The sequence below is a fragment of the Novosphingobium sp. 32-60-15 genome, assembly GCF_002280675.1.
GTDB lineage: Bacteria > Pseudomonadota > Alphaproteobacteria > Sphingomonadales > Sphingomonadaceae > Novosphingobium.
In genome coordinates, this window is the sequence record NZ_NCEN01000035.1 from 1 (window position 1) to 22,229 (window position 22,229).

Sequence of the window (22,229 nt, forward strand, 5' to 3'; positions counted from 1 at the left end):
CTGAAAATCCAGGCCGCTGTCTAAACCATCGGAATGGTGGTTCCCTTTTGGACGCCGATCACCCCGCTAGCCGGGTTCCTTTTGCACGCCGATCCACACGCTTCCACTGTCTGGCGACGAATTGTTGTGGTTGGCACCAGCCAGAGAACCAGAGGGAAGTCCTTTTCCAGCCAGCTTTCTTTTGCGACGGTGATACTGTGCGCAGCAAGGATGGTCTTGCCACCACCTGTTGGAAGACGAAGGCAAACATAAGGCGTTTCGATGAGGCCATTGCCCTGCATCGGCAAGGCTGTCCCATTGCAGCTTTGCAGGTTTCTTACCCTCCGGGAGCTGGTCGCGGAACATGTGAAGCATTGCTTCAGCCTCTCGAACGCCTTCCGTATCGCCTTCACGCCTCCTAATCTTGATTTGCCCTGCGATTGTATGTGCTGCATCTTGCCGCATGAGCATCACGAAATCGTCTCGTAGGCGGAAGTTGGCTGCAATGCAGATAGCGGTCTCTATGCCCGAGCGTAGAATTATGTCCGCTTCAAGAAATCGATGCTCGTTCCAGAGGACGGTAAATCCGCGATGATTGCTCCATAGTCTCTGAAATAGCATGGCAGAGAACATGCGAGGGTCTGTGCTTAGGCCCTCTATACCATCCGACAATTTAGCCAGCGTCTGCGCCAGTGCAGTAACTGCGTTATAGAGTTTGGCTTCCTCTTGGGCAGGTTCTACCGTCATACTTGCGCACAATACCGTGCCACAGTCGCCTTCGATAGACCGAATTGCTGACAGGTCTCCCGAATGCTTTTGCCGTTGGCCTTACGCCATGCAGACACTTCCTTAGCGTCAGCAGCCGTAGGACGCCCCAAGCTCACCTTACCCCTATGCGTCCGTCCTGTAGCCTTTAAGGCGTCTCTCGCTGCCTCGCGGCCAGCGTCACAGCGTTCCTTGATCCTTTGGCGCTCCATGTCTGCTATCTGTGCAAGGACAGCGACAACAATCTCCCCAGCACCACGGCCAATCACGCCCAGACCCTTAACGTCCAGCATGACACCCCTGTCTAACAGGAAGCGCACAGTAGATTGAACGTCCAGAGCATCACGCCCTAAGCGGTCCAGAGCATAGAGGCAGACCGTATCACCTTCCCGTACATAGGTTAGAAGTGCAGCGAAGCCGGGACGGTCCTTAGCCAGCGTAGCGCCACTTACGCCTTCGTCCGTAAATTCCTTGTCGAAGGTCCCGCCAAGGGCGTGACGCTGCGCTTCGACGCTCTGGTCTGAAGTGCTGCAACGGAAGTAGGCAATGCGGCTCATAGGAAGGCCCTCAGTGTCTCATAAGTTATGGCGCTACATATGAGTATGTCTCTTATCCTGTCAAGGTATGTTGTGAGACAAATTTGAGTGGCATTCTACCCTGTCTCAAAGGTTAGAACTTCAGAGACATACGGGCGAAGAGGAGGGGGCAATGTCCCTAAGCGCCGAATGCTCCGTTAGAAAATATGAGACCCAAGGCCCGAACCAAATGGCGACAGGCAGGGGGCGGTTAGTCTGACAGCCTGCATCTGAGGGCAGGGGCATAGGCAGGCATAGGGTCCCATGAGGCAATCTACGGGTCCCGTTACGGGTCCCTTCTCTGGCTGGGACGGGTTCCCCCGATCTATCGTCACAGGTAATTTCAAAATAACCGCTAAACGCGGTCGGCTGTTGTTGTTATAACGATTAGTGGAGTGTGTTAGGGTTCCGCATTAACAACAGGCTGTTTCAAGACCTCAGTCACGTCGATACCGCGTTTTTTCAGCTCTGACTTCATCAAAGCTTCACCGCTTACCGCACCCACTATAAATATGACAAGTAACAAACCAACAACTGCTGCTGCTGGCCAAAACAAATCAACTTCGTAATTATTGTCTTTACCTAAAGCCTTCACGCCTTTTTTGTCATTGGAAAACTCCCCGTCGATACCTATTCTATTGCGGGCCACCCAAAAAATGTGTTCTTCTTCTGACGGAAAGAGATTGTATTTCACAGTTATGACTTTTCCGTCTTCGTGAAAGATAATATTGTTTGGATTTTCCTTAGGGCTTCTGATATTTCCAGATCCAATTATGTCGGTCAAAGGGGCGCTAAAGGAGTGGTCTGCCACATCCTCGGTCCCTTCATTTTTTGATTTGAAGATATCAATATAGACGCCAAAATATACATCAGACTTATCTGACAGGCTCTGTATCTCTTTCTGTGATAGTTGAATTGTCGATATCTTTTCAAAGCGAACAACCTGCTTGGAGCTATTTTGGTGCTCAGACCACCAGCCTTGAGCGAGGAAAATGACGATGCCCGCTACTATTGCGCCCAATACGCTATTGGTAAAAGTCTTCATTAGCGCCTCATGTGCGGGCTTAAAGGTCAAGCCACATACAAAGACTTATACAAAGCGCATTGCCTGTAGTCCAACGGCGCTCAGACGAATGTCCCCGGATTTGACGCACACCCGTCCTACTGCGATATGAGCTGTTGCTTATGCCAATCTACCCAGACCAAAGAGACGGAAGGCCTACCGGCCGCTATCGTGTTGAAGTCCAACTAAACGGACAAAGACTACGGGGCCGTGCGGACAACATGATGGAGGCTAAACGCCTTGAGGTCACGCTCCTTGACCGGCTGGCAGGACGGGAGGTCATATCATCCCCCTCGCCAATGCCGCTTGCCCTTATGCCCATCACTCCCCCTAAGTCCGCCTGCCTTACGTTCGGGGTAGCTGCAAAACGGGCGAAAGGAATTCTTTGGGTAGGACAGGCCACAGAGGCCGAAAGTCTCTTGAAGCTGCGCAGGCTTACAGAGCTTATCGGGCCTTCGCTCCCACTGGACGACTTCGACGCAAACGCGGCAGACGATCTTGTTGCCGCGCTAACCGCGACAGGGATTACCCCCGGCACGATCAATCGCTATCTGTCTTGCGTCTCTGCCTTCCTTCGCTTCTGCTACAAGCGCAAGTTTCGCACTGTCCCTCTACCGGAATTGGAATGGAGAGATGAGGACGAAGGGCGGATACGCTGGCTATCATACGAAGAGGAAGCCCGCCTCATGGAGCTTCTGCCATCCCCTGTGTCTACCGTGGTCTATGTGGCTATCAGGACCGGAATGCGGGCTTCAGAGCTATTGAACCTCAAACCGGATCAAGTGCAGCCGCGATGGGTCCACCTGTGGAAGACAAAGAACGGCTCTCCTCGCTCTGTCCCAATTTCGGATGACATATACGAGGTCCTTGCGCCTCTGGTCCGCGTTATGCCTACTTACCCGCAACTGCGCTGGTCATGGGAGAAGGCAAAGGACGCAATGGGCTTGAGGCACGATAAGACATTTGTGTTCCATGCATGTCGCCACACCTTCGCTACACGGGCGGTGCAGGCAGGGGTAAACATTCGTGTCTTGCAGAAACTTATGGGGCATAAGACCATCCAGACTACGCTACGTTATGCGCACGTAGACGATAAGACTTTGGCAGACGCCGCACTGTCCGCATTGGCCTTCCATGAGGGCAAAACGGGTCCTAAACCGGTGGTGTTTGTGGGGGGACTTGCTCCCAACGCTGGACCGGTCGTCCTTAAAAAACCCCAGAATTCCGCCATTTCCCAAGTTACAGTGCGTGGTCCCCGCGCTTTGCAAATCCGTTTACGCCGGTTCGATTCCGGCTCGGGCCTCCAACTTCCCCAATCACCGCATAACAAACACGATGTAACCCCTGAACATGGGGTGGCGCGCCAGCATTGGTGGCGGTGACCATGCGCCGCCTTGGGCAAGCGCCACGCGGAACGGGATGGGGAAGGCGGCCATCTTGGCGAAGTACGCTTCGTAGCCGGGAATGGTGCTGCGGCCCTGATATGTCTGCACCACCACTTCATCAATCACGCTGCGCAATTGGCCCAGGGCGCGTGGATCGCCATTGGCGCTCCAGTCCATCAGGCCGGTGATCGAAAGCTTGTATTGGCTTGGCAATTTCTGGCGCAACTTGCCAAGGAACCGGGCGTAACCGGCAATGCCTTTGGTCGCCGCATCGAAATCGATTTGCAGGCCGATCACGGTGTTGCCCGCTGCCTGCCAGCGCGCCAGATCGGCAAAGATCGCGCCATAGGCCGCCTCGCTCCAGTCCAGCCGGTCAATCCGCACGACCAGCCAAACATCTTTGCCGCGCAACTTTGGCGCACCGGGCCGCAACCGGGTGAAGCTTACAGGCCCGCCATTGGGGCCACCACTCCGGATTTCACCATCCAGCAGATACAGCACGCGCGGGTTGGTGCCATCGGGCGGGCGTATACCGGGCCAAAGATAGAACGCATCAAAATCGCGTGGATCAACGGTTTGCTGGACAGCCGCATCAGGCTGCGCGCGTTGATCGCACGCCGTCAGCCAGCCCAGCGCCAGCAGCGCCGCCCAGATTCTGGCAAACTTCACCAATAAAAGCGCAGCGATTTGGCCCAGCGGCTGTTGGGATAGGTTGTCTTCAATTCGTTGAACCACGCCTTGCGCTGTTCAGGCGATGCTTGCGCCTTTTCCATTTCGGCAGTTGACCGGAACGGGCCGGAACAGCCGTTATATCCCGATGGCGCATAACACCGTACGGCGCGGAACAGTGCATAGGCGCGTGCATCTGCGGGTGCCTGCCGGTCGGCAATGATCGCACGGTAAATGGCGTCACGATACAATGGCTTGCCGGGAAAGGCATCGGGGCCGCTGCCCAAGGTATCGTGTCGGGGCGCGTCGCCATACTCTTGGCTTGAAAACAGGCTGAAGTTATCAAAGCCGTTGAGCCGCCAGAAATCCCCCAAACATAACAGCGCTGTACGATCCGCCGGGGTGCGGGCCAGCGTTGCAGCGGTTTGCGTGATGGAAGGGCAGGCAAATCCGTCCGACCAGCGCCCTTTGGCAAACAGCCCCGCGGGAACATCGGTTTGCTGGATCAGGTTATATAGCCCGCCATCGGTATTGGCCCCTGCCGGGATCATCGCAATATCGCGCGTAAAGTCACGATAGGCGCCACGGCTCAGCCCTTTGTAAAGCAGGGTGAAGCGGGCAATTTCGCGTTCATGCGCGGGGCGTACGGCATCGTCGGCAACAGACCTGAGGATGGCGGGCGGTGCGACGGTTTGCAGCAGCACTTCGCGCGTCGTGGCGTCTTTGATGGGGGTATCGGCGGCAAAAATCCGGTCTATCCGCCCGTCACGCTCCCAGCGCGTGGCAAGCCCCAGTTCTGCCAAAGGTCGCTGGTAAAGCGGGCTCGCCCCTTTCAGCAAATCCCGCCAGAAGCCTGCTTCATTGGGATCACGCGCGCGGGCCAGCGCCATTCCGCGAAGGGTTTGACGGCTGAACGCCAGTGGCTTGTAGCTGGCCTGCCGGGCGTCATCGGGAATCATCGCCATGATGGCCTTGGCGTCTTCGCCTGCATACCACGCACGGCTTGCCTGCAAAAAGCTGTACAGTTCGGGATGACGGGCAAATTGCGCTGCTTGTGCCGCCAGATCACTGGCCGAAAGCTTGGCCGATGCATCATCTCCCCCGCGCATCTGCATCAGATCGGCAACCGCCAGCAGCAGCGGTGTATCGCCGGTGCGGGACAGGGCGGGCAGGGCTTTCGGGCTGTCATAAGCATTCGCGCCGAACACCCGAATGTCGATTTCTTCGGCCAGATTTGCAGCGGCCTCGTCATGGCCCGATGTCGTGGTGACCATGCGCTCGTAAATGCGCGCAAGCTCTATCCCGTTGCCCTCAAGCCATAAGACGCGCCGCGTCAGCCCTTTGGCGGAATCCGCATAGCGTCCGTTCGGCCAAGCCTTGAGGTACGCGGCAATTCCGTTCCTTGCCTCGGCAATAGCGGCGCTATTCACTTTGCCTGGCTCAAAATCGCCATATTCGCCAGTGGCATCGGCCACCGCCGCGCGCAGGCCGATCCGGATCGGCATATAGCGCGCGGTTTCGGCAACCCAGCTGCTTTTGGCAGAAGTCAGCGCGGCAAAACCGCTGCGTGCCGTGGCCCAATCGCCTGCATAAAACGCATCGGCAGCTTTGAGATAGGCCAGATATTCGCGGCCCTTGGCGCTGGAAATCGTGCCGACCCCGTCCCAGGTTACAGTCTCGCACCCGACTTTGGCGCGAATGGCCAGAATGGCATCGCGCTCGGCCACCGGAATGCCGCTTTCTGCGCTCAGTGCGGCGGTGAAATCGGAGGGCGGCAGGCAGACAGGTTCGCTGTAATCAGCATTTGCGTCCTGCGCAGCAGCTTGGGGCCACAGCGTGGCGCGCAGGCCCTGCCAGCTCATGAAAGTCTGGCCAAACTGCGCTTCATCGGCTGCATCGGCTGTCTTGCGTGCAGTGGCCGAGGGCGCGACAGCCGGGGCGCTTATGCTTTGCATTAGCAAAAGCATGTTTATCCGCGTGTCATTGCCGGGGTTGATCATCGCTTGTCCGGCGCAATCATAATCCGCCGCACCCAGCCGCCATTCGGGATAGCACGACGAATCAGCACAAGCCCAAGCCACGCCCGCCAGTCCGAAAAACGCCAGCCCCGCGCCCGTCGCTGCCTTGAATCCGGCGCGCTCGCGCATGTGTTTCATCAACTTGGGCAAACGGCGGGGCATTGCGCGGATTCCTGCTTCGGGGTGGCCAAAAGCTAGCAACAATCCCGCGCCGATGCGACCGTAATCGCAAGTCCGCCGCCCTTCGCAAGGCTATGCGCCGTTCGGCGTATGCGGACAATGCTGCAACTGCGCAAAGATGTGCCCAGCGGTGAATTGGCGGCCACGGGCGGCGCACCGCACATGAGGGCCATTTGATGTCGTTCAATTCCGTGCTGCCGATGAGCAAGCGCGATCTGCTGGCCCTGATCGGGCGAAGTGCCGGTGCCTCGGCGATGTATCTTGCCATGTCCAGCCTTGGCCAGGCGCAAGCATCTCCGTTTGCAGGCGTGCCCAAACTGGATGGCGATACCAAGGGCGCATCGGTCCTGATCCTTGGCGCGGGGCTTGCGGGCCTTGTTGCCGCGCTGGAACTGCGCCGTGCCGGTTACAAAGTGCAAGTGCTTGAATACAATGATCGCGTCGGCGGGCGTTCGTGGACCTTGCGCGGCGGTGACACATACACCGAACTGGGCGGGGCCACCCAGAATTGCGATTTTGCGTCCGGCAATTACATCAATCCCGGCCCATGGCGCATCCCGCACAACCACTATGCGATCATGCATTATTGCCACGAACTCGGCGTCGCGCTCGAACCGTTCATGCAATTGAATTACAATGCCTATGTCCACTCAACCAAAGCGTTCGGCGGTGTCCCGCAGCGCTATCGCCACATTCAGGCAGACTTTCTGGGCCACGTCAGCGAACTGATGGTCAAGGCGGTGAACAAGAATGCCCTGTCGGATGCGGTGACCAAGGAAGACGGCGAAATCCTGCTGGCCGCGCTCAAGAACCTTGGCGCGCTGGACAAGGACTATCGCTATGTCGCAGGCCCTGCCTCAAGCGAACGGCGCGGCTGGGCCAAGGGACCGGGCGGGGGCTTGTCTGCCGAACCGATCGCGTCCGAACCGCTGACGCTGGAAACGGTTCTGCAATCGGGCCTGTGGCGCAACATTTCGGCCAGCCTTTCATCCACGCATCACACCGCCATCTTCCAGCCGGTGGGCGGCATGGACATGATCCCCCGCGCATTCGAAAAGCATGTGGGCGATGCGATCCGGCTGAACAGCAAAGTCACCGCGATCACGCAGGACGAGCGCGGCGTGACAGCGTCCTATGTCGATACCAAAACCGGCGAGAAGCTGACCGCCAAAGCGGAATGGTGCATCTGCACTATCCCCCTGTCGATCCTCAGCCAGATCGAGATGAACGTCAGCGCAGAGATGACGGCGGCGATTGGCGCTGTGCCCTATGAAGCCTCGGTCAAAGTCGGGCTGGAGTTCAAGCGACGGTTCTGGGAGCAGGACGAACAGATCTATGGCGGGATCACCACGACCGATCTGCCGATCAGCCAGATCAGCTATCCCAGCACCGGCTATGGCACCCAAAGCCGCTCGGCTTTGCTGGGTGCCTATGGCTTTGGTGCGTTCGCCTATGAATTCACCTCGCTTTCCCCGGCTGAACGCGTGGCGCGAACAGTGGCTTGGGGGTCGCAAATCCACCCGCAATACAAGGCCGAATTCCTCAACGGCATATCCGTGGGCTGGCATCGGGTGCCGTGGACGCAGGGCTGCTTTGGCATGTGGAGCGAAGAGGCGCGGGCCGAGCATTACAAGAACTTGTGCCAGATTGATGGCCGGATCATGCTGGCAGGGGAGCACGCATCCTACATTCCGGCATGGCAGGAGGGCGGCATTACGTCCGCGCTCGACGCCATCGGACGGCTGCATCAACGCGTGATGGCGGGGTAACCTCATATGAAAAGAACCACAGCTTTGCTTGGCGTCGCTGCCACTCTCACATTCGCTTCGATCACGGCATCGGCGCTGGCGCAATCGGCAGCCGAGCCTTCAGGATCGGGCGGTGCGGGGATCATGGGCACAGGCGATGGCGATGGCGCGTTCATCACTCCGGGCAAGTTTAGCGAACCCACCGGCGAGAAGATGTACAAGCGCGTCTGTGCCGGATGCCACATGCCCGACGCCAAGGGCGCAAAGGGTGCGGGCATGTATCCCGCGCTGGCAGGCGATCCCAATCTCGCATCGGGTGATTACACGGTCTATGTTGTGCTCAAAGGCCTTCATGGCATGCCCGGCGTGGGCCGGATGATGACCGACCAGCAAGTTGCCGATGTGGTGAACTATGTCCGCACCAATTTTGGCAACAAATACAAGGATCGCGTCACTGCTGCCCAAGTGAAAGACGTGCGCTAACGCTTTTGCGGTGGGGCCACCTGCCAAAATCGCTGGACCAAGATGCAACATCGCCGCAGAAACACAGGCCATGTTGCACACTGGTTCACAATCCCGATCGCCCCTGAAACGCGCTCTATTGCTCGTCGGCCTGGGGCTGTTGTTAGGTGCCAGCCCTGCGCTTGCCGCCGTCAAAGCCGATCCCAAGATGATTACAGAACTTGCGCCGCATTTGCCCGGAGTGGCGGAATTGGTGGCAGAGCGCGATCGCCAGCTTGAAGCCAAGCAGCCAGATGCGGCCATAGCCACTGCGCAAAAGCTGGTTGATGGCATGGCCCGCAGCTCCACCGCCACGGTGGCCGAGCGTTCGCGGGCAGAAGAGTTCCTGTCCGAGACATTGCTTGAGGCCAAACGCTATGAACCCGCGTTTGGCTGGGCCATTCACGCAGCCGCCGTCGCGGCTGATCTTGCGCCAATCGCACCACCGGCCAAACTGGCAGCAGACAAAGCCGGTGCCGCTGCGTTGATCGCGCGGATGCCGCTGACGCGCGAAAATTACCTGTCGTTCTTCATCCTGCACCGCGCTTCGTTAATCGGTCAGCGCGCACAACGCCCCGATTTGACCAAACTTGTTGCCGATCGCGTCGCTGACGCTGCACCGCAAATCCTCTCGAACAGTCGGCTGATGGCGCAGATATGGGATCGGGCAGGGACGACTGACCTGCAATTGGGCCTTGGTGTCACAGCCGAAACGCGATTGCGCAAAGCCTTTGAGCTTTCCAGCGCGGCAGACGGCGAAGACGCGCCCCGGACGCAAGCGATCCTGGCCAACCTTGCCGCTGCACTGTCGCTTGAAGGTAAGACCGGGGAAGCCGAAACGCTTGCCCGCCGTGCTTTTGCGACTATGTCAGGCACGCCATCGGTGCCAGCTTCTATCAGCAACCAGATCACCTTGCGGCTTGCCCGGATTCTGGCCGATAGCGGGAAAACCGAAGAAGCAGGCGCGCTGGCCGATACTGTCATCACAAACGATTTGGCGCGTGGCGTTATGGCGCCGATTCAGGCCTATACGGTATCGGGCCAGGCGCGGCTTGCCGCTGGTGACACCGCCGGAGCAATCGAACGCTTCGAATATGCCATCGTTGTTGCTGCTGAAAGCACGGGCAGCTTCTCGGCGCGCATGCGGCCTTCGCTGTATATGGCGCGCAGCCTGATTGCCGAAGATCGCTGGCTCAAGGCGCAGCAATATATGCTGGGCAATGCCATCCTGCTGTATTCCGAGGACCGCAAAGATGAAAATTTCAGCAAGTTCACGTCTGGCAAGGAAAGCTGGACCAAGCGGCTGAGCTATTTTTCGGGCGAATTCAATCGCGGTGCCAATGGTGAAGATGTGGCGCTTTACGATGAACTGCTGCTGCGCTTTGCCGTCTACTACAAGGAAGAGCCCGGCAAAGACATGGCCCGCGCCCGCGCCTTGATGGCGGCCGCCAATGCGCAGGTTGACCGACTGGGCTTTTTGCCGCGCGATGAACTGGCCTCGCGCCGGTCTGCCAGTGCGGCGCGGCTGCGCAATCTTCTGTTTGCCGATTACGCGTGGCTGTCGCGCGCGGTGGTCAAACCTGCAGAAGCACAGCGCAACAAGGCCGATGCTTTTGCCGCGCTCCAGCGGTCGCAAACCAGCACCGCCAGCCAGGCGATAGCCCAACTGGCCGCGCGTTCGCTGTCCGAGGCGATTTCGCCTGTGCTCGGCTCTGCAGCGCGGCGGCGTGAGGAACTGGTCGCCCGTTGGAGTGTGCTTGATCGCGCGCGGGTGCTTGCCATCGGGGCTGCTCCGGCTGCTCCGGCGCTGGCTGGCCAGATCGCCGCGGTTGAGGCCGAGATGCAGACACTGGACGATGTATTGCGTACCAGCGCGCCCGAATTCTTCTCCTACATCCGCCCCGCACCGCTGACCGAGAGCGAAGCCAGCGCGCTATTCGGTCCCGATGAGGCAGCCTTGCTGATTGTCCCCAGTGAGGATGGCACACATATCATGGCCGTGACTGACAAGGGGGTGAACTGGTTTCATTCAGAGCTTGTGGAAAGCGGTGTGAACGATGCTGTGCGCCGTTTGCTGTGGTTTGCAGGAGGCGGCGGTGAAGTATCGCAAGCCGAAGTTGCCACATGGCAGGACGAGGTTCCGGGCGATAGTGCCTTTGACCGGACCGCCGCGTGGGTGCTTTGGCAGAAGCTTGTCGAACCTGCCCTGCCGGCACTGGCCGGGAAGAAGCAATTGGTGATCGCAGCCGATGGCGCGCTGGCCACCCTGCCGTTTGGCATGCTGGTTAGCCAGAAGCCGCAGGGCGATGACAATGATCCGGCAGCCTTGCGCGCGACCCGATGGATGGCCGATGACTTTGCGTTGTCGCAAGTGCCGTCGTTGCAATCGCTGGCATTATTGCGCTCAGCCAAAAAGCGCGCGGCAGGCACCGCATTTTCGGGCTGGGGTGATCCCGAACTGGATGGCACGGCGGCAACGCGTGGCGGGCGCGGAAAATCAGGCGGTGTAACCATGGCCCGCGTTTTTGGCACAACCCGCAGTGCGCAAGGGGCCGGGCTGGCCGACATTTCACAACTGCGCAAACTGTCGCGCCTGCCCGGCACTGCGGAGGAATTGACGGCCATGGCCCGCGCTTTTGCCGCACCTGCAGGCAGCGTGCACCTTGAAGGCAAAGCCACAGAAACGGCCATCAAGGCTGCAAATCTTGCCGATGCGGGCATTCTCGCCTTTGCCACTCACGGCTTGACGGCGGGCGAGATTAGCGGCGTGGTTGAGCCTGGTCTGGTGCTCACCCCGCCAGACGTATCGGGGGCGATGGATGACGGGTTGCTTACCGCCAGCGAGGTGGCCCGGTTGAACTTGGCCGCAGACTGGGTGATCCTGTCGGCATGCAATACCGCTGCAGGGGATGGTACGACCGGCGCGCAAGGCCTGTCCGGTCTTGCGCGGGCGTTCTTCTATGCCGGTGCGCGCAATTTGCTGGTATCACACTGGCCGGTGCGGGATGACGTTGCCGCCCGCCTGACCGTACGCACGATCGAGATTGCCCGCGATAACCCGGCTCTCACGCGCGCCGCAGCCCTTGCGCAAGCGATGAAGGAAATCCGCAATAGCACCGCAGCTGATAGACCCGGCGATACATGGGCAAACCCGAATGCATGGGCGCCCTTCACACTGGTCGGTGATGGAGCGCGCTAACGTCTTCCGGCTTTAGAACTCAATGCCAAGTGCCGCGCCCAAATCGGCAAGGGCTTGTTCGGCGCTGGTCACTTTGATGGCATGCATCCCCAGCGCCGCTGCCGGTTTGCAATTGATGCCAAGGTCATCAAGATAAATGCAGGCTTGGGGCGGCAGACCGAGCGCGTCACACATCATTGTGTAAATGCGCGGATCGGGTTTGCGCACGCCGGCCTTGCTGCTTTCGATGACGTGTTCAAACCGCGCGAAAATCTGTTCCATTTCATCATGCGCGTCGGCGCTGCGCGCCATTCCTGCACCATGGCCGGTGGGCACATTGTTGGTTATGCACCCCAACCTGAACCCGCGCGCTTTTAGCTGGTCGAGCGCCGTTACCATCACAGGCCGTACCGCGCCTGCCAGAACGGCCAAAACCGCGCTGCCTTCCAACGTCTGGCCTTGATCGCGGGCTTCCTGAGCAAACCGTCGGTCAAACTCTTCTGCGCCAATCTCTGCCCGTTCGAACAATGCCCATGCGTTGCTATCGCCATTGCTGGCGTTGACTTGGCGGATAAAGTTCTGGGGCAATCCGCGCGATTCTTCCAGCCGGTTGAAAGCCTCGAATGGCGATGATGTAATGACGCCGCCAAAATCAAAAATCACTGCGGAATAGTGCAATCTGCCCTCCTGAAACTTCGCTGATTGCTTTAACGCAAAGCGATTGTCCCGCAACTGCGTGAAAAGACCAGAAATTTGACGCAAGTCATAGCAGGGCGCATGATCATCCGCGACGGTGGGGGCAGCTTGAACGACAGGAGGATCCCCATGCGCTCCATTCTTTGCCCAGTCGACAGATCAGATACCTTGAACGACCGCGTTGAAACCGCGCTTGCGCTGGCCCGAGCGACGGGCGGACACGTTACCTTCCAGATCGCCACGCCATTTTCGCAAATGGCGGTGTGGGAGCCATTTGGCGGCGCAGCCATATCTGCAGTAGCCATCAACGAAGCCCGCGAACTGGACGACAAGCTGGCGCGCGAACTCGATGCGCGCCTAGCCAAGCAAGATGTTGCTTTCGATGTATCGATTGATGACAAGGGCCGGATAGAGGCTGCGGCCAGCGCTGCGCGGTTTGCCGATGTGCTTGTGGCAACGCTGGACGATCCCACCTTGGAAGAAATCGTGCTGTCGGTGCGGGCACCGGTCCTCGCCGTGCCAAGCGGCGTACCCATGTTGGTGTTTGATGGCCCGGTGCTGGTTGCTTGGGATGGCGGTCATGAATCTGCCAACGCCCTGCGCGCCGCATTGCCCTTGCTGGCACAGGCCAGTGCGGTGCACCTGCTCACGGTGCGTGAAAAGGATGGCAGTTTCCCCGCTTCTGATGCGGCATGCTATTTGTCGCGCCACGGCATTCATGCCCAAACGCATGAGCGTGATCACAACGGCTCGATTGCCTCCACCCTTGAAGAGTGCGCGCGTGATGTGGGGGCTGGCCTGATTGTGATGGGCCTGTTCGGCCATAGCCGCCTGCGCGAAATGCTTATGGGTGGAGTATCGCGCGAAATGCTTGATCGGTCGAAAATACCGTTGCTGCTGGCTCATTAACGCGAATCATTGGCGGCCGGGGTAGGGACTACTCCGGCCGCATCCGCTTTGTTCGCACTCGCAACATCGCGCTTTGCGGCCCGTGATCACAATCGATTGCCAATAAATCAGTGTCGTTTCGTTTCGTTTGTAACAACCTTATAATCCAAGGATTATCGTGTCTTATGTGATAAATTGCAAAAAGTGCAATTGCTTTTGCTGATTTCGCATTTGCACAATTTTTGTACGTGAGTCATACAAAAAGTGCCTTTCAGGCATCCTCTCCCAAAACTTTCCGGCCTGGCAGGCAACTGCCGGGCCATTTTTTTGCCCGCGATCCGGGTGCCATGCGGCAGCCGATTTCGCCACCAAACCACCAGACACAAAAAAGCGCAGGAGAGTTTCCCCTCCCGCGCCCTTTCGTTTGCGTATCAGGCTAGATCAGAACTTGATCCGTGCGCCAACGCGGATGCCGTACAATGACTGGCGAGTTTGCAGCACTTCGTTTGGCGCCAAAACGGTGCCGTACTGGTACTTGGTGCAGTTTGGCCCAACGGTTGTGGCGCACGTGACGCGAACCACCGTCGAGTTATATGGGAACTGGACCTGGCTTAGTGCGCCCCAATCCTTGTCGATCATGTTCAGCACGTTTTCAATGTCGGCAAACAGTTCGATCTTGCCGCCCGAGACTAATGGTACCGGGATTTCCTGGCCGAAGTGGAGATCGACCTTGAAGAACTGCGGTGAAGTCTGCGAGTTCTTCGGCACGATCTTGCCGCGGTATTTGCCAAGGCCAAGTGCGTCTACCACGCCGTTGAACGCCGTTTCGCTGGCCGCGTTGTCAAACTGGACAAGCGGGTCGTTTGCACCGGTTGGCACATATAGCAACACGTTGCCAAGGTTGCCAACAGTGCCAAACACAGCGCCGCGGCCATTGGTGTTATCCAGCATCGTCAGGCTGTAGGGACGGCCCGAACGCAGTTCGCCAAACAGTGCAAAGGTGGTCTTTGCATCGCCAAAGAATGCGCGCTTGAAGTCAACGCCAAACTTCCACTGGTTGCGGTATTCATAGATCGAACGGCCATATGCCGGCAAGTTCGGGTCAAGGAAGGCGTTGTTGCCGTAGTTCGACGACGAGGTCGAAGACGTAAGGGCCGAGCGATCCTTTACGTCCGAGCGGGTATAGCTACCGGAAATGCCAAGACCGAAGTCCCAGTTCTTTTCGAAGCGGGCCGTTGCGAAGATGCCGCGACCGTCAGAGGTGTTGGTCAACTGCAAATCGCGGTTGGTCGTGGCTGTACCGCCCAATGGACCATAGCGGGTGCGGCCATCGGGAAGCGTGCCGATGGCAACCGAACGCAAGTCCGTCCACTGATAGGCGTTGATCGTCTTGTCATAGAGCAACTGCGCGCCAAACAGCCAGTTGTCACCCAGCGGCCCAAGGTCAGCTTCATAATCGGCCTGGAACGATGCCTTGAACTTGCTGGCAAGTTTCAGGTTTGGATCGATGTTGTCCGTGGGGCCAGCAGCAAGGCTGGCAACGTTGCGGGTCAGGAAGCTGACAACGCTGCTTGGAACACCGCCACCGGTGATGTTGTTGATTGCATCGCAAGTGCCCGAAGCGGCGCAGTTGGCGCGGGTGATGTCCACCGCGTTGGTAAGCTGGCCGGTATTCGAATAGACGTTTGCAAGGAACACGTCAGGTGAACCACCTGCAAAGATGCCTGCACCTGTGCGGATGACCAAACGGTCTGTTGCTTCCCAGCTTGCTGCAAAGCGCGGCTGGAATACGCCCCGGCCCTTGAACGTCGAACGGTTGGAGTAACCGTAGCGCGTTACAAAATTCGGGTTCAGCGTAGGGAGGACATCGTTATCGAACAAGTCATAGCGGCCACCCAGTGTCAGGTTAAGGGTGTCGGTTGCTTGCCAATCAAGCTGCAGGCCTGCGGTCCAGTTGGTCGTACCGAATTGTGCTGCTGCATCTGTGGGGTCGTTTGATGGGACGGCGTTGCCATAACGGAAACGATTTGCGCGGCCAGCGGAGAAATCTGCCAGCGAGTCAAAGTAGATGTCACCCAGCGAACGCTGCAGGAACAGGTTAAACACGTCGGTCTTGGTGTAACCACCGTTGATCCGCATCGTGAAATCGCCAGCATCGTAGCGCGCCGAAAGGTCGATCGACAAGTTTTCGGTGTTCAGCGCATTGGAATGGCGCGAAACGTCCGGGCCGAAGAACAGGCGCGTACCGTCGCATGACGAGGCGTTGCCTGCCGAAGTCGCCTCGGTGCATACTTCCATTTGTGCAAACGCGTTGCCGCCAAATGGTGTTTGGGCGCGGTTGTAATCACGATAGGACGTGCGCAAGGTTGTCGAGAAGCTGTCCGACCATGCCGAGTTGAGCTCAAACGTGCCCGAGTTGATTTCTTCGTTCAGTTCATAGCCGTTCGACTGGTAGCCCAGTGCAAATGGTGAGGTGAGGAAGGTGTTCTGCTGAAACTGGTTGGTGCCAACGTTGCGGATGTACGTCAGAGCCGCGCGGTGCTTATCGGAAATGTTCCAATCCAGCTTGGCAACGATCTTTTCGTCTTCTTCCTGCGTGGTCGAAATCAAGCCGAGCGTATCGTAGCCATAGCGGCTCTTGGCAACAGAAGTGACCTGATCGATCACAGTCTGGGTCAGGCCGGGGACCTGGTTGGCAAAGCCGGCGCCAAAGCCGGATTCCAGCGGTTGGCCTTCTTTGGTGCGCTCATAGGCGACCATGAAGAACAGCTTGTCCTTGAATATCGGACCTGAAAGCCAGCCACCAAACTGCTTCGAGCTGAAATCAAGCGCGACCGTTTTGGTCTTCGTTTCGCTACCGGTCAGGCCGTCACCGGTGTAGCTGTAAAAGCCGCCGCCGTGGAACTTGTTGCCGCCTGATTTCAGCACGACGTTGATTGCGCCGCCCTGCATGTCACCTTCGGCGATATCGAAAGGTGCCGTCTTGACGGTGAATTGTTCGATTGCGTCAAATGGTACAGGGCCGCGATTGGTGGGAAGGCCGCCGTTGTTGAGGCCGAAGTCATCGGACATCTGCATGCCGTCAACCGAAAAGCGGTTCAGGCGGCCATTGTTGCCTGCGATTTCGATCGTACGACCATTGGTCAAGTCGATCGTGACCAGAGGATCACGGCGCGCCAGATCGCGAATGTCGCGGTTGATCGAGGCGGTCGCTGCGATTTTTTCGGCGTTCAAAACTGTGGTGGGGCCATCTGAAGTGCTGACAACGCTGCCGAGCGATCCGGCTGTCACAACGATCTGCTGCGACGCCTGAAGATCGATTGGCAGACGGGCAGGCTGGCCAGCCGTAAGATACAGTTCGTTTACGGTGCCAGCTTCAAAGCCCTCGGCTTCAACAGTGACAACAAAGGGGCCGCCTACGCGCAAGCCGTTGGCAGAAAAGTTGCCATCGGCATCGGTGGTGGTGGTTGAAGTCGTGCCCGATGGGGTGTGCGTGATCGTAACTGTTGCCCCGGCAACAGGTGTGCCGCTGTTTGAAACAACGCCGCGCACAGAAGAAGACGTTTCCTGTGCGTAGGCTGGTGTTGCGATTGCTGTGGCGAGTGTCAGACTGGCAGCGCTGGCAGCCAGTAGGAACCTGATTTGCATGTTTTGACCCCGTTTGTGCGTCCATGAGGACGCGGTTGTGGCGGGGACGTCGCGCGGGAATCATCCCGTGCGCCGCCCCATCGCAGGCTGCCTTAGCCGCCCGTGTGGGTCCTCAAAACCGGTTGCAAATGACACTGGAATGACGATGTTTCGACAACGTGACACTACGCTTTGCAGGCGCGTTACAGACTTGCGGGTCTGGTTGCAAATGTAAGCATAAAAGTGCGCAGGGCGCGGCTAATTCGCAATGAATGGAAATTAGTGGCTTTTCCGCAACAGCGAAGAAAAANTTGCGGGTCTGGTTGCAAATGTAAGCATAAAAGTGCGCAGGGCGCGGCTAATTCGCAATGAATGGAAATTAGTGGCTTTTCCGCAACAGCGAAGAAAAATTGCTGCAATGCAAGAATTGGCGTCAGGCAGCGGCCTGTTTTGCCCGATCAATTGCAGCGGACAGGAACCAGTGTTGTCCACCCTCCAGCCCCAGTGCTGTCAGCCGGCCCGATGCAAACGCGCCGGTATCAATGCCGATGCGGTTGTGCGACACCACAGGATCATCAGCGATGGTGTGACCATGAACAACAAGATGGCTGTGCGGATTGGCATATTCGAGGAATTCGCCACGAATCCACCGCAAGTCTGACACGGCTTGCTGATCAAGCGGCACGCCGGGACGAATGCCTGCGTGAACAAACAGATAGTCGCCGCAGATGATCTGGTCTTCCATCGCTTTGATGAATTCGATGTGCGCTGCTGGCACCAATTCGTTCATGCGTTCACGCAGCAAGGGCAATTTGGCCTGGGCATATTCCCGGGGTGACAGGCCATAGCTGAACAATGTCTCTTTGCCGCCGTGGCGCAGGAAGTGGCGCAGGGTTTCGTCATCATCGAGGCTTTTGAGCATCATCTCTTCATGATTGCCCGCCAGCACGCGCACGTTGCCCCGTTGCAGCAATGCGATGGCACGTTCAACCACACCGCAGCTGTCCGGGCCCCGGTCAATCAGATCGCCCAATAGCACCAGTTGTGTGTCGGCCTGCCCGCGCGCTGCATCGTCCGCTTCAATCAAGGTTAACAATTGCTCAAACAAATCAAGCCGCCCGTGAATATCTCCAATAGCATAGACCCGCTGCCCGTCTGGTATGCTGGCTTGCAGCACCTCGGGTTGGTCTTGTGCTGAAGTTAGGAGAGAGCGAATCTTGGCGAACATGGAACCTCGTTTAGCGCAGAGTAGGGCGCGCCGCTGTGATCAATACAACACCCCACCAATGCTATGGTTTCCTAAGTCAAAAGTGTTAACGCAAATAGAAGTCGATGGTCGTCACCACGCGGACCTTTTTGTAAGGCGTGTCTGAAACGCCCCAACCCCCTCCGCCATCGCCATCGCGTGCCGTAATCTCGAAATATCCTTGCGTTGCGGTTTTGATTCCCTCGACTGAAACGCCGCTATCGCGAGCAAATTGTTCAGCAGCGGCGCGGGCATCTTTGGTTGCTGCGGCGACCATCGCGGGCTTGATCGTGTTAAGCTTTGTGAAGGTTTAGGCCATGCCCGATCCCTCTTCGAGCATCACACCGCGCCGCACCAGATCGAACTGGCGCTTTACCGCTTTTTGCGCACGGTCAATGTCGGTTGTCCGCAATGTCATGCGCTGGCGCACGGTAAAGGTGGCCACGCCGTTGTTGTTGAACGTTTGCACGTTCACGCCGGTGGGCTGCAAGGCATCTGCGGGAAAACCCAGTTCGGCAAAGAAGGCGCGGATCGATTGGCTGTCGCGGTCAACGCTGGCCTGCGCGCTCGCCATGTCGCCCGCCGTGGCTGAATAAGCCAGCGTCCACGTGGCTAGGTCTGCCGTCACTTCGCGTTCGGAAAGGCCGCGCACGGTAACCGCCCGGTCAGCCACTTTGGCACGGCGAAAGCCATCGCCGATGAACCACCCGCCCAATACCAAAGCACCTGCCAAAATGCCGACCGGCAACAGCCCGAACGCCCGTCGCGGCAAAAAGCTTGCGCTTGGCGCTTGGGTCCCGGCGGTATCATCGCTATCTTCGTGGCGCATCGTCTTCTCCCAGCGGCTTTGGTGCTGCGATGAGTTGTGTGATTATATCGATGAACTGATTTTGAACGGAAAGCGCCCGCTCGTGACCAAATTTCTCCATACCATGATCCGTGTGACCGACCCGGACGCCACCATTGCGTTCTTCAACCTCATAGGGCTTGAAGAAGTCCGCCGGTTTTCCAGCGAGCAGGGGCGCTTTACGCTCATCTTTCTTGCTGCCCCCGGCGGTGAGGGCATCGCCGAGGTAGAGCTCACCTATAACTGGCCGCCGGAAGATGGCACTCCGGCAGAGGCGTACACCGGCGGGCGCAATTTCGGCCACCTGGCCTATCGCGTCGACAACATTTACGACACGTGCCAGCGTATTCTGGATGCGGGCCACATTGTCCACCGCCCGCCGCGTGATGGGCACATGGCCTTTGTCAAAACGCCGGACGGCATCTCCATCGAACTGCTGCAGGACGGCCATCTGCCACCGGCCGAGCCGTGGGCGAGCATGGACAATACTGGAAGCTGGTAAGCCCGAGGCAAAGGTTGACGAAACCGCCGCGATCATGCGAGAGGCCGGACAACCTTATCCGGTTCCAGCACCTTAGCGGGTGTAGCTCAATGGTAGAGCAGCAGCTTCCCAAGCTGAATACGAGGGTTCGATTCCCTTCACCCGCTCCAGCCCGCAGCAAGTTCAGAAAATCGTCGTGGAAACTATCACACCAGATCGTCACACCAACTGTCTTCGTGAGGTGTTTGGCTGAGAGGATCGGTATATCAATTTCGTGTCAGGGTTCCCGCTGACCTTCGCCATGCCATGGGGCGCGTTGACGTCAATCGTTCCTCGGGTTCAGTGCCCGCGACAATGGCTAAGACGATTGAGAGACGATCTGAAAAATCGCCTAGCCCAACGCTTTCTAAGGTATACGATCGCAATCTTGCCGCTCCTACGAAGCGGCGGTCAGCGCGAACGATGCTCGCTCACCAGACTAGCCATGGCTCAGTTGTGGAGTGACTACCTGGACGAGTTGCGGAACGGGGAGAAATCGGCCTGATGAGCGGTCCAACGGGCTGACTACAGGCAACTTGCGATTTGCAAGCAAATCAGTGCGACATCAGTCCGAAATTTCACATTTTCCCTAATTCCACCGATAACTCGAACCTAGCAATCCACTGCGTACGGTCTGCCCTGTTGCCGGCAAATGAGCGCATGATGCGTTGATGCGGCTCTAAAATGCGCGGTCATGCACCAGCACGACGAGCGTGTTCATGATGATCCGGATATCGCGCCAGATCGTCCAGCCATCCAGATATTCAAGATCGGCTTGCAGGCGGTTGGCAAGATCGGTTTCGGTATCGGTTGCGCCGCGCAGGCCGCGCACCTGGGCAAGGCCGGTCAGGCCCGGCTTCAAAGAGTGCCTGAGCCAATAGCGGTGATCAACTTCCCAGAACAGCTTATCGCCCGCAAGTGATCCGATGGCATGGGGGCGCGGGCCAACAATCGACATTTCACCGCGCAAGACATTGAAAATCTGCGGAAGTTCATCAATGCTGGTGCGGCGGATCAAGCGGCCTATCTGGGTGATCCGGTCATCATCCTTGCTGGCGGAACGCGCACCGGCGGCGTCCAGTTTTTCAACCCGCATCGAGCGGAATTTGAAGATCGGAAAGAACCTGTTGCCGCGTCCCGTGCGCTTCTGGACGAAGAATACAGGGCCGCCGTCTTCCAGTTTGACAAGAACGGCAACCAGTACCAGCAATGGCGACAGTGCCAGCAATGCGCCGCCTGCCAGCGCCAGATCAAGCCCGCGTTTGATCGCCCGCGCGCGAAAGCCGAGCGGGCCGCTGGCTACGATCAGCGCGCCATAACCGCGTTCACGTCGAGCGCCGATGACGCCCAGATTGTTGACCTCGGGCTCCACGATTTCGCCCGAAACGTTAGCGCTTTTGAACACGAGTGCCCAGGCCGCGCGACTTTCGCGGGGGCAGGAAACCATCACGCGGTCCATGTTCATCATATACAGGCCGAGCCGGTCCATCATGTGCGGATCGGACAGATCGGGTGCCAGATGATGCTCGCGCGCGTCGATATGATGCGCATGGGGCACCTGCAGAGGTGCGCCGCCATCATCGATCAGCAGGATGTTGATGCCGGCCTCGCCGCAGCGGGCCTTGATCAGCGGACGGATCATCCCGCGATACCAGACCAACAGCAGCATCGCGATAACAAGGCCAAGGATCGCAGAGACGCGCGAGAAATTGTCCGTGCTTTTGGTGGCAAAGCCGACAAACAGCAGAACGCTCTCTGCGCCCATCAATGACAAAACGGCGCGCGCTCTTGCAAAGTTGGTCCGGCGCAAGGCCTGCAGCGAATAGGCCTGCAAACTTAGCGCGATGGTCCAGTAAATCGGCAGCAGAACCTGCCCGTGAACCAATGACGATTCATCCAGAAAGCGGCCAAGATATAACCAGCTTGCCAAGCACAAACCGCCGAAAATGGCGGCGCAATCTAGCAGCATCTTGGCGATGTATAGCTGCAGCCTGCGCTGTTCGAGCTGGGGCGCAAGCGGAAGCGTTATTCTGCGCCGGTCTTGCGACTGGCGCATCTCGCTCAAGGGGACGTGCTTGGTCATCACGTATCTCGCTGTCAAATGCCGCTAAAGCGCGCCATTCGGCGTGCTTGTGTCCGGAGAATCCGGATTCGGTGCGCTGACCCGTTTTTGCTGCACCGCGGTGGAATACCAACCGTTTTGGACATATCAAGGTCGAATATCGACTCAAGTGATAAAAATCACTTAGGCTCAGGACTCATTGCGGCAGCCAGAAGATGACGATTGCGGCGATGCAGATAGCGGACATGAATGTGTGGGCGCAGCGGTCGTAGCGTGTGTGGA

At 58.1% G+C, this 22,229-nt stretch carries 16 protein-coding genes, 1 tRNA gene and 2 pseudogenes; 8 read left to right on the forward strand and 11 right to left on the reverse strand.

The features are described from left to right. Window positions 1-20: 20 nt before the first annotated feature. From B7Y89_RS18335 to B7Y89_RS16800, 3 genes are all read right to left on the reverse strand, one after another. Window positions 21-434, reverse strand: a complete 414-nt coding sequence (locus B7Y89_RS18335; protein ID WP_366416408.1) for a DEAD/DEAH box helicase family protein — start codon at window positions 432-434, stop codon at window positions 21-23. Window positions 435-722: 288 nt separating this feature from the next. After that, window positions 723-1,301, reverse strand: a complete 579-nt coding sequence (locus B7Y89_RS16795) for a recombinase family protein (RefSeq protein WP_292940270.1) — start codon at window positions 1,299-1,301, stop codon at window positions 723-725. 418 nt (window positions 1,302-1,719) lie between these two features. Further along, window positions 1,720-2,364 carry a hypothetical protein gene (locus B7Y89_RS16800; RefSeq protein WP_292940272.1) on the reverse strand — a complete coding sequence of 215 codons (645 nt, stop codon included), beginning with the start codon at window positions 2,362-2,364 and terminating at the stop codon, window positions 1,720-1,722. Between the two features lie 332 nt (window positions 2,365-2,696). Between B7Y89_RS16800 and B7Y89_RS18340 the strand changes: the two genes are divergently transcribed. Next, a complete protein-coding gene (locus tag B7Y89_RS18340; RefSeq protein WP_366416413.1) occupies window positions 2,697-3,764 on the forward strand; it encodes a site-specific integrase in 1,068 nt (355 codons plus the stop codon). Here B7Y89_RS18340 and B7Y89_RS16805 read toward each other — a convergent pair. Then, window positions 3,699-4,436 carry a DUF3142 domain-containing protein gene (locus tag B7Y89_RS16805; protein WP_292940274.1) on the reverse strand — a complete coding sequence of 246 codons (738 nt, stop codon included), beginning with the start codon at window positions 4,434-4,436 and terminating at the stop codon, window positions 3,699-3,701. The two genes, B7Y89_RS18340 and B7Y89_RS16805, sit on opposite strands and share 66 nt — an antisense overlap. Further along, window positions 4,433-6,616 carry a hypothetical protein gene (locus B7Y89_RS16810; RefSeq protein WP_292940277.1) on the reverse strand — a complete coding sequence of 728 codons (2,184 nt, stop codon included), beginning with the start codon at window positions 6,614-6,616 and terminating at the stop codon, window positions 4,433-4,435. Before B7Y89_RS16810 ends, B7Y89_RS16805 begins: the two co-directional genes overlap by 4 nt. Before the next feature lie 194 nt (window positions 6,617-6,810). Between B7Y89_RS16810 and B7Y89_RS16815 the strand changes: the two genes are divergently transcribed. The 3 genes from B7Y89_RS16815 (at window position 6,811) to B7Y89_RS16825 (ending at window position 12,082) form a co-directional block, all read left to right on the forward strand. Further along, window positions 6,811-8,403, forward strand: a complete 1,593-nt coding sequence (locus tag B7Y89_RS16815; protein ID WP_292940280.1) for a flavin monoamine oxidase family protein — start codon at window positions 6,811-6,813, stop codon at window positions 8,401-8,403. Window positions 8,404-8,409: 6 nt separating this feature from the next. Next, the gene (locus B7Y89_RS16820; protein ID WP_292940283.1) at window positions 8,410-8,865 is read left to right on the forward strand and encodes a cytochrome c; all 456 of its coding nucleotides are present in this window, start codon (window positions 8,410-8,412) and stop codon (window positions 8,863-8,865) included. A gap of 139 nt (window positions 8,866-9,004) precedes the next feature. After that, complete coding sequence (locus B7Y89_RS16825) at window positions 9,005-12,082, forward strand: CHAT domain-containing protein (protein ID WP_292940286.1); 3,078 nt, start codon at window positions 9,005-9,007, stop codon at window positions 12,080-12,082. Between the two features lie 12 nt (window positions 12,083-12,094). On the opposite strand, the gene B7Y89_RS16830 is transcribed toward B7Y89_RS16825, so the two are convergent. Further along, complete coding sequence (locus tag B7Y89_RS16830; protein ID WP_292940288.1) at window positions 12,095-12,739, reverse strand: HAD-IA family hydrolase; 645 nt, start codon at window positions 12,737-12,739, stop codon at window positions 12,095-12,097. Window positions 12,740-12,886: 147 nt separating this feature from the next. Between B7Y89_RS16830 and B7Y89_RS16835 the strand changes: the two genes are divergently transcribed. Then, window positions 12,887-13,666 (forward strand): universal stress protein, encoded by a 780-nt coding sequence (locus tag B7Y89_RS16835; RefSeq protein ID WP_292940291.1) that lies wholly within the window; start codon window positions 12,887-12,889, stop codon window positions 13,664-13,666. A 420-nt stretch (window positions 13,667-14,086) separates the two neighbouring features. Here the strand turns inward: B7Y89_RS16835 and B7Y89_RS16840 are convergent, their stop codons facing one another. From B7Y89_RS16840 to B7Y89_RS16850, 3 genes and pseudogenes are all read right to left on the reverse strand, one after another. Continuing rightward, window positions 14,087-17,293 carry a TonB-dependent receptor gene (locus B7Y89_RS16840; RefSeq protein ID WP_292940294.1) on the reverse strand — a complete coding sequence of 1,069 codons (3,207 nt, stop codon included), beginning with the start codon at window positions 17,291-17,293 and terminating at the stop codon, window positions 14,087-14,089. A 412-nt stretch (window positions 17,294-17,705) separates the two neighbouring features. Next, window positions 17,706-18,500 carry a metallophosphoesterase family protein gene (locus tag B7Y89_RS16845; protein WP_292940297.1) on the reverse strand — a complete coding sequence of 265 codons (795 nt, stop codon included), beginning with the start codon at window positions 18,498-18,500 and terminating at the stop codon, window positions 17,706-17,708. 85 nt (window positions 18,501-18,585) lie between these two features. Further along, window positions 18,586-19,347: pseudogene (locus B7Y89_RS16850) on the reverse strand (SIMPL domain-containing protein). Between the two features lie 82 nt (window positions 19,348-19,429). On the opposite strand from B7Y89_RS16850, the gene B7Y89_RS16855 reads away from it, so the two are divergent. The 3 genes from B7Y89_RS16855 (at window position 19,430) to B7Y89_RS18345 (ending at window position 20,350) form a co-directional block, all read left to right on the forward strand. Next, window positions 19,430-19,867, forward strand: a complete 438-nt coding sequence (locus B7Y89_RS16855; RefSeq protein WP_292940300.1) for a VOC family protein — start codon at window positions 19,430-19,432, stop codon at window positions 19,865-19,867. Window positions 19,868-19,942: 75 nt separating this feature from the next. Continuing rightward, window positions 19,943-20,016: transfer RNA gene (locus tag B7Y89_RS16860), tRNA-Gly, on the forward strand. 79 nt (window positions 20,017-20,095) lie between these two features. Continuing rightward, window positions 20,096-20,350 (forward strand): DUF6538 domain-containing protein, encoded by a 255-nt coding sequence (locus tag B7Y89_RS18345; RefSeq protein WP_366416415.1) that lies wholly within the window; start codon window positions 20,096-20,098, stop codon window positions 20,348-20,350. Window positions 20,351-20,564: 214 nt separating this feature from the next. Here the strand turns inward: B7Y89_RS18345 and B7Y89_RS16865 are convergent, their stop codons facing one another. Beyond that, a complete protein-coding gene (locus B7Y89_RS16865) occupies window positions 20,565-21,968 on the reverse strand; it encodes a sugar transferase (protein ID WP_292940303.1) in 1,404 nt (467 codons plus the stop codon). A gap of 175 nt (window positions 21,969-22,143) precedes the next feature. Continuing rightward, a pseudogene (locus B7Y89_RS16870) lies at window positions 22,144-22,229 on the reverse strand (IS5/IS1182 family transposase); the annotation flags it as partial.